We start from the raw sequence: 14,035 nt of genomic DNA on the forward strand, positions 1-14,035 counted from the left end.
TGACACAACAACCCGATCAGCGGCGAAATATAACTTGCTTGGTGTAGATAAACCCAAGCAGCAGGCTGAGCAGGGAAGTGGTCACCAGGGTCAGCACTGGTGGCAGTACCAGTTGATCGGCCAGCCATCCGTTGGCCAGAGATAGCAGGCCCATAAATCCGAGAAACAGGAGATAGCGGCCCCCGGTCGCCTGAGATTGAAAGGTAAAACGGGCGTTGGCAAAAAAGCTGAAACTGGCGGTCAGTATAAAGCCGGTTAGGTTGGCAACTGCCTGGCTACTGTTCCACCCGTAGACACACAGAACAAAGATCCCCCAGTGAATGACGGTATTCACTATGCCGATCGCGCTGTATTTGGCAAAGAGTTTAAGCATACTGCATTTTTGGCTATCGTCACCGAGGTTGTGAGTTGTTCTGTCAGTATTTGTGTTGCAGCGCTGCAGTGCAATGTCATTGAGATCAGAAAGTGATCCTCCGCCACTGTTCTGACCCTGTGTGAGTACATCATCAATTGTCTTCATTTATGTTAGTGCCAATAAGCAATCCATTGCTGTTATCTTTATGGATAATATAGAACGCTGCTCCGTATATAGGGCAGGCGACGGTAAGTGAAAATACAGAAACGAGTTATGAGTACGGCACTGAGTAATTGTTCCAACTCGATTGTAATTTAACGTTCTGTTTTATAACAACTTTTAATTATTTTTTCTGATGTTGTAGCTTTTGGTTTTAAGTTGCTCAATAACTATATATATGAAATCTAAGTTTGCATAAATAAAATCTATCTTTTATTCTTGTGGCATTTAAAATTCGCGCGCAATTTTTATTCACATTTTTGAAGGTAACTTTGATGTCTACTAAATTAGCTAACCCAGCACCGCTTGGCCTGATGGGATTCGGCATGACGACTATTCTGCTTAATATTCATAACGCAGGTTTCTTCCCGCTGGATTCAATGATTCTGGCTATGGGTATTTTTTACGGCGGTCTGAGCCAAGTGATTGTTGGCATCATGTGCTTTAAACGTGGTGATACATTCGGTACGACGGCGTTTACCTCTTACGGTCTGTTCTGGCTGACTCTGGTTGGTCTTATCGTGATGCCAAAAATGGGTCTGCCTGCAAGCCCGGCTTCTTTCATGGGCTGGTACCTGGCACTGTGGGGCATCTTCACTGGTTTTATGTTCATCGGTTCACTGTGCTACCCGGTAGCGAAGCAAGTGGTATTCGGTTCTCTGACTATCCTGTTTGCTCTGCTGGCGATTCGTGACTTCACCGGTAATGAATTCATCGGCATGATTGCAGGTTTCGAAGGTATCTTCTGTGGCGCGAGCGCAGTGTACTTCGCAATGGCACAAGTACTGAACAACGAATACGGTCGTGTGGTACTGCCAATCGGCGAGAAGAAAAAAGCGTCAGCGCCTGCTGCGCAAGAAATCACTGCATAAGCGCTGACACGAGTGCGGACAACAAGCTGGCCTGGTGCCAGCTTTTTTTATGCCTGCGGTTTGATAGCTTGGTTTAAATCTGCTGATCAATAGTCTAATCCGACTTATTAACCCGTTTCATTCCACTGACTCATTGGTCTCATCCCGGCCGAAAATGATTTGCCCCTACTAAATTTGCGGTTGTTTGTTGATGGTTAAATGATAGTTTGATGAGTGTTTTATAAACACAACAATTCTATTTAAAAACTACAACAGGAATGTATCACCATGCTACGGATTATTACTCAGCTCTTCCCGCTTTGGGCCGTGCTGTTCTCTCTATGGGCGTATTTCTCTCCCGTATTATTTGTCGACCTGAAAAGCCAGATTGTCCCTTTACTGACCATTATTATGCTGGCCATGGGCCTGACTCTGAAACCGAAAGATTTCCTTAATGTTGTCAGCAATAAAAAGGCGATTGGCGTCGGGCTGATTCTGCAGTTTAGCGTGATGCCGTTGGCGGCGCTGCTGATCAGTCTGCTGCTCGGTTTCGATCCGGTTCTGACTATAGGTATGGTGCTGGTGGGCAGTGTGGCCGGCGGTACCTCATCCAACGTGATGTGCTATCTGGCCAAAGGCGATGTGGCGCTGTCGATCACCATGACGTCTATCTCGACGCTGCTCGGCGTAGTACTTACCCCGTTGCTGGTCGAGCTGCTGGCGGGACACAGTGTGGATGTGCCTGCGATGAGCATGTTACTCAGCCTGATTAAAATCGTGCTGTTGCCCGTGGCGATTGGCCTGCTGATCAACGTTTTCCTCCACTCTGTTACCGAAAAACTGGAACCTGTCCTGCCTTTGATTTCTATGGTGGCGATTGTGATGATCATCGCTATCGTTGTGGCACTGAATGCTGGCCAGTTACAGACAATTGGTCCTATCGTGGCGCTGGCAGTGATCATGCACAACAGTTTGGGTATTACCGCGGGTTACTGGGTGTGCCGGGGGCTAGGCTTTAATGAGAGTATTTGTCGTACGGTCGCCTTTGAAGTCGGTTTGCAGAACTCGGGTCTGGCGACGGCTCTGGCGATGAAATTCTTTACCCCGGCTTCAGCCGTGGCCGGAACGATTTTCTCCATCTGGCACAATCTTTCCGGCTCTTTACTGGCAGGATACTGGAGCAAGCGAACGTCTCAGATGAGTGCTCAGCCTGACGCTGAAAGTAGCCGTTAGCCCGCCGCGGATCTCATATTCAATCATGACAATAAGAAGGCTTCGGTCTTCTTTTTTGTTTCCTTTTTTTTATCGGCCAAACTTTTAGTCAATTGTTCGTGCACGTACATATAGATGATAATGGTCGATGGTTACAGGGTTTATACGGTGATATGACTCAGGTTGAGCATGTATTGGTAAAAAATGAGATCCAATGCCCGTAAGTAGTGCGCTTTGCGCGATTATGGTTTGCTTTGCTGCCCGCAGAATTAACTTTTTAGTTATTTGCTTAGCTTTTGGTTTGTGATGGAAAGTTGGGCAATGGTTATTATCAATAGCATTGATAGCGAATGAATCGCGACGAATGACAGGGAAGGGACACCATGAGCAGCACACTATCGAGTTCACTTGATGCTGAAGTAGCATCAGGCCAAGTTCAGCAAGCCAAGACAGCAGATTCACGTAAAGCCATTTTCGCCATTTCGCTCGGCAACGGACTGGAAATGTACGACTTTACCGTATACAGCTTTTTTGCCGTCATTATCGGTGAGTTATTTTTCAATGTCGGTGGCGCTGCCGCAGGTTTACTGCTCTCGCTCGCGACATTCGGGGTCGGTTTTGTCATGCGACCGTTGGGCGCGGTTATGATCGGTAACTATGCCGACAAGTATGGCCGTAAAGCGGCGCTGACCCTGACTATTACCCTGATGACCGTCGGAACCGGGATGATCGCGCTGACGCCGACCTATGAAAGCATAGGGATTGCTGCCACGATTATTCTGGTGGTAGGGCGTCTGCTGCAGGGGTTGTCGGCGGGGGGAGAGATTGGTACTGCCTCTGCGGCCTTGATGGAATCGGATAACTATCAGCGGCGCTGTTATATGGTGAGCTGGCAGATCGCCAGTCAGGGCGCGGCTGCCCTGGTCGGGGCTCTGGTCGGTTTTGCCGTCAACGGGCTGTTGTCAGCTGAAGAGGTACATAGCTGGGGCTGGCGTATTCCGTTTGTACTGGGCTTGTTGATTGGTCCGGTTGGCTGGTACATCCGTCGTCATCTCAATGAATCCCATCAGGCTGACCCAAAAGCGCAGGACACTCCGTTCAAGACCGTACTCAGCAAGCAGGGTGGTACCATACTAACCGGTATGCTGATGATTTGGGGTGGCACGGCCTGCATGTATATTGAGGTGTTTTACATGCCGACTTACCTCATCAAAGAGCTGGGTTATTCCTCGACCACGGCCTTTGCCGTCGCTGTCATGGCGGGGCTGATGTTGATGGTGCTGATGCCGGTGTTCGGCAAATGGGCTGATCGTCTGGCGAGCCGAAAAACACTGCCGCTGCTCGGCATGTTCGGTTCCTTCCTGTTTATTTATCCGGCCTTCACGTTACTGGGTGGCGATGCTTCTGTGGTCAAAGCGCTGCTGGTCATTGGTGTGTTGATTGCCCTGTTTGCGTTATCGAATGCGTCACTGCTGGTACTGATCATGGAAGCGTTTTCGCAGCAGTACCGGGCCAGTGGGATTTCAATGATTTACGGCTTTGGTGTAACCGTCTTCGGTGGTTTTACTCCGCTTTTGGTCGCTAGTCTGATTGAGTGGAGTGGTAACAAGATGGCACCGGCTTTTTATCTGATGTTCGCCATCGTGGTCAGCTGCATCGCGATGGGCCGTTTTCCGGCTAAAGCTGTTAAGTCTTAAAGAGCCTTAGTCATAAAGAACCGTAGTCATAACGAACTGTAGTCATAAAGAACTGTAGTCATAAAGCGCCGCAGTTAACATGCTCGCATAAGTAAAACGCTGCACTTAACCCGTGCTGATGTAACCTGAATCCAACATAAGGAAATGACGATGACAGTACCTGAATTCTCTCTGTTGAATGACGCCGACTTTGTCGCCAGTTGCGAACAATTTATCCAGACCCGCCATACCATTCACGCTCACCCTGAACTCGGTGCCGAAGTTCCGGCAACTGCCGAGCTGGTGGCTGGCCTGCTGCGCGAGTGGGGTTATGAGACCCATGCCGGGATCGGTGGCCACGGTGTGGTCGGAGTGCTGAAAAATGGTTCTTCAGCGCGCACGATCGGCCTTCGTGCTGATATGGATGCATTGCCGATTCATGAACAAACCGGATTGCCTTACGCCAGTACCATTGACGGGCGCATGCATGCCTGCGGTCATGATGGCCACACTGCCATCTTGCTTGCGGCGGCATATCATTTGGCGCGTCACCGGTCGTTCGATGGCACGCTCAATCTGATTTTTCAGCCGGATGAAGAGGGATTATCGGGCGCCAAAGCCATGATCGCAGATGGTCTGTTTGAGCGATTTCCGTGTGATGCCATCTTTGCGTTGCATAATATGCCGGGTAAGGCAGTCGGCCAGGCCGATGTACGCAGTGGGGTGTTTATGGCGTCGTCCGATAAAGTGACCATACGTCTGACCGGTAAAGGCGGTCATGCAGCTCTGCCGCATCTCTCCAACGATGTCACGATTGCCATCGGCCATATCATTCTCGGGCTGCAAAGTATTGTGTCGCGCAATATCAATCCCGCGGATCAAAGTATTATCAGTATTGGTCAGGTTTTGGCAGGTACAACACCAAATGTGATCCCAAATGATGCGATGATGACGCTATCTGTGCGCAACTTTAGTGTTGCTAATCAGGATCTGATTGAAAAACGCATTCGCGAAATTGTTGCCGGTCAGTGTCAGGCATTTGGGATTAGCGGCGAAGTGGAGTATTTGCGCCAGGTTCCGTCTGTGCATAACTCGGCTGCGGAAACGCTGGCAGCGCGTGCGGCGGTGCAAGCCGTGCTGGGTGATGACAATGTGGCCGGCGATGACGCGCCGGTCATTCCGGGCAGCGAAGATTTTGCCTGGATGCTGCAGCAGCGTCCGGGTTGTTATTTTACCCTGGCGAACGGATTAGGCGAGTGGCATGGCTGCTCGGTGCATAATCCGGGCTATGATTTTAATGATAAGTTAGTAACGATAGGTGCGGCCTGTTGGGTCCGGTTGGTCGGTGATTATCTGCGTGCAGATTAATACCGGCTTACTATGGCTGAGAACAGGGCGCCATTAGGTAACAGGACGAGATGAAATTACATCAGATTAAAGCCTTTCTGGCGGTCAGTAATGCCGGCAGCCTGAAAACGGCCGCCGAGCAGTTACACCTGACTCAGCCTGCTCTGAGCAAAGCGATTAAAGAGCTGGAGCAACAATACGGGGTGGCGCTGTTTGAACGTACTTCCGGCGGTCTGACACTCACGCCTTATGGTGAGCGTCTGCTCGGCTATGCCCGCATGATGAACGAGACTGCACGGCGTGCCAAACAGGACATCGATACCATGCGCGGGGTATCCAATTGCAGTATTACCATCGGCGTAACGCCGGTGGCGTCTTTGATCAAATCGCTGACCACCAGCCTGAACGCATTTATGCAGCGTTATCCGGAAGTAACGCTGCGTATTATTGAACTGCGTCCGGCGCCGTTGCTTAATCAATTGCGCCAGGGTGGGGTTGATTTTGCCATTACCTCGCAGATTCCGGTGATAGACAGCGCTTTGGAATGGCAGGCTATCTGCCGTATTCCGAATGTGGTCGTGACGCGCAAGTCGCATCCGCTGTGCAATACCCGCTCGCTGCGCACATTGCACCAGAGCGAATGGCTGACACTGGATGCGCCGGATGACCCGAATACTTATCACCATCAACTTTTTTCGGTCAACGGTTTACCTATCCCGTCACGCATTCGTGAGTGCACATCAATGACACTGGCCCGTGCTTTGATCCAGACTGCTGATTTTGCCGCGCTGTTTTCGGTCGAATCGCTCGATCTGGATTATATCAAGAACGAATTTGCGGTGGTGCCGCTGCTGGACAACATTCCTGACAGTGTGATTTCTATGGTGCGTCCGAAGCGGGAAATTATGACTCAGAGTGCGATGACGCTGTTTGATACCATCTTGCAGGACATGCGCGATATTTATCCTGACTTTAATCACTCATAGCGGTCTCGATCCAATAAGAAAGGGCCAGCATTGCTGGCCCTTGGTTTTGTGTAATCCACTGCTTTTATTATTTTAATCAGCTGTTATCAGATTGAAGTTTCTTGTGCTGTTTCCGAGCTGGCTTCAACTGCTGTATGCGGGGATTTACCCGTTTTACGCTGATATTTCTCTTCCCAGTAAGTCGCATTCTTGATGCCCAGTTTTACCGGGTTGAAGATGTACTCATCCACACCCTGTTTTTGCTGATCTTCGTAATCTTTCAGCGCCGCCATGGTTGGTTTGGCGAGGAAGAAGATGATCAGAATACCGATGATGTTCAGCCACGCCATCAGGCCAACACCAATGTCACCCATTGCCCAGGCCAGGTTAGCCGTTTTCACCGTGCCGTAGAATACCGCCGCCATGATGGTGATTTTCAGGATGAACATCAGGCCGTCAACTTTAAAGGTACGACGGATGTAGGCGATGTTGGTTTCTGCAATGTAGTAGTAAGCCAGAATGGTGGTAAAGGCGAAGAAGAACAGTGCAAAGGCAACAAATGGTTTACCCACGCCCGGTAGGGCGGTTTCGATAGCGGTCTGAGTAAAGACCGGACCGTTAGCACTGATATCTGCGGCCAGGTTCTGAACCAGGAACACACCTTCTGCGCCGCCGTGTACGTTGTACGCACCCGTGATCAGAATCATGAACGCTGTTGCTGAACAAACCAGCAGGGTATCAATGTAGATAGAGAATGATTGCACCAGACCTTGCTGAGCCGGGTGCTCTACGCTTGCCGCCGCCGCGGCATGAGGACCTGTACCCTGACCGGCTTCGTTCGAGTAAACACCACGTTTCACACCCCAGCCAATCGCCGCGCCTACACCTGCCATAGGTGTAAAGGCATCGCCGATGATCATGGCAAAGATACGTGGTACTTCACCGATGTTCAGCAGAATGATCACGAAAGCGGTAATGATGTACGCCAGAGCCATAAATGGCACCACGATCTGGGTGAAACTGGCAATACGTTTTACGCCACCGAAGATGATGAAGCCAAGCATGATGGCAATCACAGTACCGGTCAGAATTTTTGCAAAACTGAATGTGCCGATCGCTGTGTTAATCATGTCACCTGAGCCAAATGCAGCTTCAACCGCATTACCAATACTGTTGGACTGAACACCCGGCAGCAGCACGCCACACGCGAAGATGGTCGAGATAGCGAAGATCCAGGCGTACCATTTCTGGCCCATGGCTTTCTCAATGTAGTAAGCCGGACCACCACGGAATTCACCGTTGTCTTCTTCTTTATAAATCTGCGCCAGAGTGGATTCTGCGTAGGCAGTTGCTGCGCCGAAGAAGGCCACTACCCACATCCAGAATACCGCACCCGGACCACCGAAACCGATAGCCGCTGCTACACCGGCGATGTTACCTGTACCGACACGACCGGACAGTGATACGGCCAGTGCCTGGAATGAAGAAATCCCTTTAGAGGAGCTTTTGCCTGACAATAGCAAACGCCACATTTCAAAGAAGTGACGCACCTGAACGAAACGGGTCAGGATTGAATAGAACAAACCTGCGCCAAGACACAGATAAATCAGTGCCGGGCTCCAGATGATTCCGTTCAGAAAATCAACAAATGACTGCATGAATATTTCCCTGTTATTAGAAAGTTGTGTTAGTTTTTCCGTTCAACATAATAATCTTTTTGTAATTTAAATGTTAACTGATTTGTCTGGGAAAGCGCAGGAGCGTGAGCTAGAGCACGAAATGCTAGGTAAATGTTAAATTAATGGTATGCTTTATTAGTTTTTGGTTAATAAATGGTCGATTGGTGCGTAATTGCTTAATAAAGCAAATGATATCACTATTGATGAATAAGTAACTGGTAGATATGACTATACTTGTCGGTGAGAGAACAGTAGAGGATCGTTCTGCGACGCTAAAATGGCGCCCTATCCGGGCAGATTACGCGGTTCGGGCTGATGTGCCTGAGCAGAAAGCGAGGGAGGCCAGCCACTCAGGCAACATTTTTAACAGACTTAGTGCGGTAAATATGGGGCAAAGTTAACCGGTTGTGCTGCTAAACCGATCAAACACTTCAACAGTTCACCTGGCTGCACCGGCAACCAGGTCAAACGGACAAAGCGACTTAAGAGGCGCTCTGGTAACGGAACACATTGAGGCCCTTAGTATCAATCGCAGCTTCACCACGAGTGACAATGTCGGCCAGCAGATGGGCAGAACCACATGCCATGGTCCAGCCAAGCGTGCCATGGCCGGTATTGGTAAACAGGTTATCGAACTGAGTTTTACCAATAATCGGTGTACCATCCGGCGTCATCGGACGGAAGCCGGTCCAGAATTCCGCCTGATTGAAGTCGCCTCCCTGCGGGAACAGATCGCGTACCACCATTTCGATGGTCTCTTTGCGTGCGGTCGGAATAGACGGATCAAAACCAGCCAATTCTGCGGTACCGGCGACCCGAATCCGGTTATCAAAACGGGTCAGCGCGACTTTATAGGTCTCATCCATGATGGTCGATTTCGGTGCCAGGTCACGATTGGTGATCGGCACAGTCAGCGAGTAGCCTTTGACCGGATAGACTGGAATATCAATGCCTATTGGCTTTAGCAATGACGTCGAGTAACTACCCATAGCGACCACATAAGCATCGGCTTTAAGTAGGCCTTTATCGGTTTGGACACCGACGATCTTATTGCCTTCTTTAGCCAGTGCTTTAATTTGCGTGTTGAATTCAAAACGCACACCGTGAGCTTTGGCCAGCTCAGTCATTTGCTGACAGAACAGGTAACAGTCACCGGTGGCATCATCCGGCAGGTACAGGCCGCCGACCAGCTTGTCTTTGACCGGGGCCAGGCCCGGTTCCTGGGCAATGCAGCTGTCAACATTCATCAGTTCAAAGCGCACGCCGCTCTCTTCCAGCAGGCGCATGTCTTTTTCAATCGCAACCAGCTGTTTTTCATCACGGAACACCTGCAGTGTACCTTGCTGACGACCTTCGTACTGCACGTTATGCTCTTTGTTAAGCTGATTCAGGCATTCACGGCTGTGGTTGGCAATCGCCAGCATACGGGCTTTGTTAACCTGGTAACGCGACAACTGGCAGTTGGACAGCATTTGCGTCATCCAGCCGAGCAGTTTTGGATCCAGCGATGGTTTGATTTTGAGTGGAGCATGCTTTTCAAACAGCCATTTTACCGCTTTTTGCGGAATACCAGGCGCTGCCCATGGTGAAGAGTAGCCGTAAGAGATCTGACCGGCGTTGGCAAAACTGGTTTCTTCTGCGCTGCGTGCCTGGCGATCGATCACCGTGACACTGTGTCCTGCCTGTGACAGATACCATGCTGAGGTTAAACCCACGACGCCGCTGCCTAAAACGATAACTTCCATCATTGACTTCCTATGTGACTGGCTGTTTTTTTGTATTGGGCGTAGTTTCTTTGCTTTACCTTTTGTTAACAATCGATAAAAATTATCACCAGTGTTTAGAAATTCTATAAGCAGGCAATATTGAATACATCGAGTCATCACTCAAAAAAACACAGTGACAGGCTGAAAAGCCAAAGTGTTTCCGCGTTATATACCTTTATGCAGGTCGCTCAGTACCCGAGTTTCAGCAGTGCAGCGAAAGATCTGCATCTGACAACCGGTGCGATTAGTCAGCAATTGTTGCAGCTGGAAGAGCAGTTAGGTTTTAGTCTGTTTGAACGGCATTCGCGCGGTGTCCGTCTGACCGAAGCCGGCCAGACATTATTGACCGTGGTACAGCGCAGTTTTCAGGAAATCGATTCAGCAGTGCAAAGCCTGAGTCAGGGCGATAACCGTAAGGAGATCCGGCTCAAACTGACCCCGTCTCTGGCGTTTAAATGGCTGGTGCCGAGGCTGGATGATTTTTATCGTCACAATCCGGATATTCAGATTCAGATGTTTGCTGAAGGCGCCTTGGTTGACAGTGACCGGCGTGACTTTGACCTGGCGATCGATTACGGTCCGTTACCTTATCCGAAAGCCAACGCCGAACTACTGATGGCTGAATCGCTGCTGCCGGTGATGAGCCCGGCTTATCTTGCCGGACACCCTGATCTTGGTCATACATCCGGCTGGAAAGAGGTGGTGCTGCTGCACGATGCCATGCCGTGGGCTAAAGCGCCGCGCGATTTTGAATGGCTGTACTGGGCCTCGGAAATGGGACTGGAACTGGCGACCCAGCGCGGCCACTTTTTTAACCGTACTGATATGGCGATGTCGGCGGCGGAAGCGGGAGTGGGGATCGCGATGGCCCGGATGGCGCTGATTACCACCGAGCTGGAGAGCGGCAAACTGGTGACGCCGTTTGAGCCCATCGCGGCCAACGCTGGTTATTTTCTCATTACTCATACCGCCAATGAGACCACCCGGGTATTCAGAGACTGGCTGAAACAGCAAATCGGCGCGTAAGGTGCCGTGCGGCTGTCGTGGCGTCATTGGGTGTTCAACCCTCGGTGCTGGTAGTGGAGTGGTGACACGGCCACCGGGAGACGTGCACGCGGTGATTCGAACTTAATCGGCTGTTGGGAGTTATCTTAGCCTTTCGCTGGCAGCGGCCCGCCAGGCTGATGTCGCCATATTTCCAGTTGGACGGAGTCTGTGTACATCGTATTTACGCGCTTGGCCGACACAGCAGCACTCGAGTGGTGAACGGTAACCGAAAACAATAAACGGCAGGCGGGATTTAAAACCCTCGGCGGTAACGGTGTCGGAAGCAATACAATCAAGCGATCTTGCCATGACGCAATAATCTCAATCATTCAGTATCGAAACAGCAGATCCCATCGAATTGGCCATGCACTCATTGTTAGATTCCATCTCGATTGGCCCTTAAACGAGCTATGATCTCTTCTACAGACTCTTTTTTTTCTGGGCATAACACCTTAAGCTTTTTCTGTTTTGCTGGTGGGTGCTTTTTTTCGTTATGAATGGATCTGACTTGCTTTAGTGCTGTGGTTGCAGTCGGGGGATATGCTGGTGCGACGAACCTGTATCTCTAGTTCTAATGCTAAAAGCGTAGCTTTATCTTTGCTTGATGTTTTTAGCGATCGTTTAACTTCACGAAGCCCGTCAAGTAAGTGTCGATGCTCAGAGGGGATGTGATAGCGAAACTGCCAAATGCCAGATTTTGAAATAGATAAATAGCGCATGTTTTAGTACCAAAATGTAGTACAAACAGCCTAATATTGAAGTGGCGAATACAAAAAGGGCGATAACTCAGAGAGTTACCGCCCTTTCCAATCGATTGGTGGAGCTGGCGGGAGTTGAACCCGCGTCCGAAAATCATTCATCTTTGGTACTACATGCTTAGTCGATCTTTAATTTCGCCATCCACCTGCGAACCGACACGCTAATGAATGACTAACCTGAATTATAATTCGCCGTTCATCTCTCAGGTGGGAAAATCCGGGCTAGCGCGTTTGGTTTTGATCCCTCGTTGGTCCCCGTCTTACGTGCGGAAGCTAGGGCGAGAGAGCTCTCAGCAGGGTATTAAGCTGCTAGTGCGTAGTTTTCGTCGTTTGCGACTATTTTTTTGCGGTTTGTTAACGAGGCCTACCGCACCTCGGCATGCACCTCAGACTGCAAAATTCCCGTCGAATCCTGAATCAGCCCCAAGGTTGTAACTCGCATACTACCAGAAAAGTATTGTGTGTCCAGTGGTATACGATTAACTGGTTACTATTAACGCAGGTTATTGCTCTTCATGACGCGTGCTTTCTGGCGTTGCCAGTCTTTGTCTTTCAGGTCATCACGTTTATCGTGCAGTTTTTTACCTTTCGAGACGCCGATTTTCAGCTTGACCCAAGAACGTGACCAGTACAGCGATAGCGCGGTTAACGTCATCCCTTCACGGTTTATACGACCGAACAGGTTATCCAGTTCACGACGCGATAACAGCAGCTTGCGCACGCGGGTCGGGTTCGCGACCACGTGAGTGGAGGCTTGCTGCAGTGGCGTGATGGTCATGCCGGAGATAAACGCTTCTCCGTCACGCATGTATACATAACTTTCTGCGATGTTGGCTTTACCCTGGCGAAGTGATTTGACTTCCCAGCCCTGTAGCTCCAGACCAGCTTCGATTTCATCTTCAATGAAATACTCGTGGCGGGCTTTTTTGTTCAGCGCGATAGTGTTGCTACCCGCTTTTGTCTTTGAATTTTTCTTTACCATAGTGGGCGCATTATACGGATTGGTGGAAAGTTAGGGAATGGTTTTCTTTGTGTAGCATAAGGTTAACCGAATCATAGCTCAAGAGGCATTATGCAGTAACTTGAGCTCGCTAAGGGATAAAAGTACAATCAGAGTGGGTACGATATTCCGAACTGAACTCAACTGAGCGGAATATAGGTATAAATAGTTATGTAGGCACGAATTTTTGGTGCAGTTCACGCGAAGGTGAGGAGAAAAGATGAAGCAAGTCAGTCGTTCCGCGTTGGTCTCGTTCAGTGCGGATCAGATGTTTCATTTAGTCAATGATGTGGCGAGCTATCCGGAATTTTTACCCGGATGTTCGGGCAGCCGCGTGCTGGAGACAACCTCAGATAAGATGGTGGCGTCTGTGGATGTGTCCAAGGCCGGCATCAGCAAAACCTTCACGACCTCTAATGAGCTGAGCCATGGTCAGTCGATCATTATGAACTTGGTGGATGGCCCGTTCCGTACTCTCCGTGGCGGCTGGTTTTTCACTCCACTGGATGAATCGGCGTGTAAAGTTGAGCTGAAACTAGAATTTGAGTTCTCAAGTAAAATGATTGAGCTGGCGTTTGGTAAGGTGTTTAACGAGCTGACCAGTAATATGGTGAATGCGTTTACCGCGCGTGCCAAACAGGTTTATGTATAACCGGCTTGTGATTAGCAAGCTTGTGTATACACGGTTTAAGCGAAGAGAGTTAACGCGCAATGAGTATTGAATCAGACATGATCCATGTTGAAGTGGTGTATGCTTTGCCGCATGAGCAGCGTGTGCTGACTCTGGTCGTCAATAAAGACATGACGGTGGAAGAGATCATTCAGACTTCGGGCGTACTGAAGATGTATCCAGAGATTGATCTGAGCAAAAACAAAGTCGGTGTGTTCAGCCGTAATGTGAAGCTGAATGCGACCGTGCGTGATCGTGACCGGATTGAGATCTACCGTCCGCTGCTGGCTGATCCGAAAGAAATCCGCCGCAAGCGCGCTGAACAAGCTAAAGCGGCTGCTAAAGCAGCCCCGGCCACCGGTGGCAAGCCGAGTGCGCAGCGCAAAGCAGAAGAAGCCTGATGATGTGTTAATTTTAAACAACCCGAGTTAACACGGCGCAATAAAAAGAGCTCGCTTAGGCGAGCTCTTTTGCTATCCGCTATTTGGTG

The 14,035-nt window shown here is 49.8% G+C and carries 13 protein-coding genes and 1 other RNA gene; 8 read left to right on the forward strand and 6 right to left on the reverse strand.

Annotation, left to right across the window (positions count from 1 at the left end; translation table 11 throughout):
* Positions 1-16: 16 nt before the first annotated feature.
* Positions 17-373 carry a GtrA family protein gene (locus tag J0X00_RS15630; protein WP_282477171.1) on the reverse strand — a complete coding sequence of 119 codons (357 nt, stop codon included), beginning with the start codon at positions 371-373 and terminating at the stop codon, positions 17-19.
* Positions 374-849: 476 nt separating this feature from the next.
* Here J0X00_RS15630 and J0X00_RS15635 point away from each other — a divergent pair, with 476 nt between their 5' ends.
* The 5 genes from J0X00_RS15635 (at position 850) to J0X00_RS15655 (ending at position 6,646) form a co-directional block, all read left to right on the forward strand.
* Entirely contained in the window at positions 850-1,446 is a 597-nt protein-coding gene (locus J0X00_RS15635; protein ID WP_136483506.1) for a GPR1/FUN34/YaaH family transporter, read from the forward strand.
* 267 nt (positions 1,447-1,713) lie between these two features.
* Entirely contained in the window at positions 1,714-2,658 is a 945-nt protein-coding gene (locus J0X00_RS15640) for a bile acid:sodium symporter family protein (protein WP_282477172.1), read from the forward strand.
* 362 nt (positions 2,659-3,020) lie between these two features.
* Positions 3,021-4,334: an MFS transporter gene (locus tag J0X00_RS15645; RefSeq protein ID WP_218562237.1), complete on the forward strand. Its 1,314-nt coding sequence runs from the start codon at positions 3,021-3,023 to the stop codon at positions 4,332-4,334.
* A gap of 150 nt (positions 4,335-4,484) precedes the next feature.
* Positions 4,485-5,681: a M20 aminoacylase family protein gene (locus tag J0X00_RS15650; RefSeq protein ID WP_282477173.1), complete on the forward strand. Its 1,197-nt coding sequence runs from the start codon at positions 4,485-4,487 to the stop codon at positions 5,679-5,681.
* A 50-nt stretch (positions 5,682-5,731) separates the two neighbouring features.
* Positions 5,732-6,646, forward strand: coding sequence for a LysR family transcriptional regulator (locus J0X00_RS15655; protein ID WP_136483510.1), 915 nt, complete (start codon positions 5,732-5,734; stop codon positions 6,644-6,646).
* A gap of 86 nt (positions 6,647-6,732) precedes the next feature.
* Here the strand turns inward: J0X00_RS15655 and J0X00_RS15660 are convergent, their stop codons facing one another.
* Positions 6,733-8,283 carry an alanine/glycine:cation symporter family protein gene (locus J0X00_RS15660; protein ID WP_136483511.1) on the reverse strand — a complete coding sequence of 517 codons (1,551 nt, stop codon included), beginning with the start codon at positions 8,281-8,283 and terminating at the stop codon, positions 6,733-6,735.
* Positions 8,284-8,786: 503 nt separating this feature from the next.
* On the reverse strand, positions 8,787-10,049 hold the full coding sequence (locus J0X00_RS15665) for a D-amino acid dehydrogenase (RefSeq protein ID WP_282478306.1): 1,263 nt from the start codon (positions 10,047-10,049) through the stop codon (positions 8,787-8,789).
* Positions 10,050-10,211: 162 nt separating this feature from the next.
* Between J0X00_RS15665 and J0X00_RS15670 the strand changes: the two genes are divergently transcribed.
* The gene (locus tag J0X00_RS15670; RefSeq protein ID WP_282478307.1) at positions 10,212-11,096 is read left to right on the forward strand and encodes a LysR substrate-binding domain-containing protein; all 885 of its coding nucleotides are present in this window, start codon (positions 10,212-10,214) and stop codon (positions 11,094-11,096) included.
* A 512-nt stretch (positions 11,097-11,608) separates the two neighbouring features.
* On the opposite strand, the gene J0X00_RS21180 is transcribed toward J0X00_RS15670, so the two are convergent.
* From J0X00_RS21180 to smpB, 3 genes are all read right to left on the reverse strand, one after another.
* Positions 11,609-11,836: a DUF6538 domain-containing protein gene (locus J0X00_RS21180; protein ID WP_348984820.1), complete on the reverse strand. Its 228-nt coding sequence runs from the start codon at positions 11,834-11,836 to the stop codon at positions 11,609-11,611.
* Between the two features lie 96 nt (positions 11,837-11,932).
* Positions 11,933-12,300: a transfer-messenger RNA gene (ssrA, locus tag J0X00_RS15675) on the reverse strand.
* A 68-nt stretch (positions 12,301-12,368) separates the two neighbouring features.
* Positions 12,369-12,857 carry an SsrA-binding protein SmpB gene (gene smpB, locus J0X00_RS15680; RefSeq protein WP_218562216.1) on the reverse strand — a complete coding sequence of 163 codons (489 nt, stop codon included), beginning with the start codon at positions 12,855-12,857 and terminating at the stop codon, positions 12,369-12,371.
* A gap of 238 nt (positions 12,858-13,095) precedes the next feature.
* Between smpB and J0X00_RS15685 the strand changes: the two genes are divergently transcribed.
* The gene (locus J0X00_RS15685; RefSeq protein WP_136483527.1) at positions 13,096-13,527 is read left to right on the forward strand and encodes an SRPBCC family protein; all 432 of its coding nucleotides are present in this window, start codon (positions 13,096-13,098) and stop codon (positions 13,525-13,527) included.
* A gap of 59 nt (positions 13,528-13,586) precedes the next feature.
* Positions 13,587-13,946 (forward strand): RnfH family protein, encoded by a 360-nt coding sequence (locus J0X00_RS15690; protein ID WP_136483528.1) that lies wholly within the window; start codon positions 13,587-13,589, stop codon positions 13,944-13,946.
* Positions 13,947-14,035: the final 89 nt, after the last annotated feature.

Source organism: Vibrio sp. ABG19 (assembly GCF_029962385.1).
Lineage (GTDB): Bacteria > Pseudomonadota > Gammaproteobacteria > Enterobacterales > Vibrionaceae > Vibrio > Vibrio ostreae.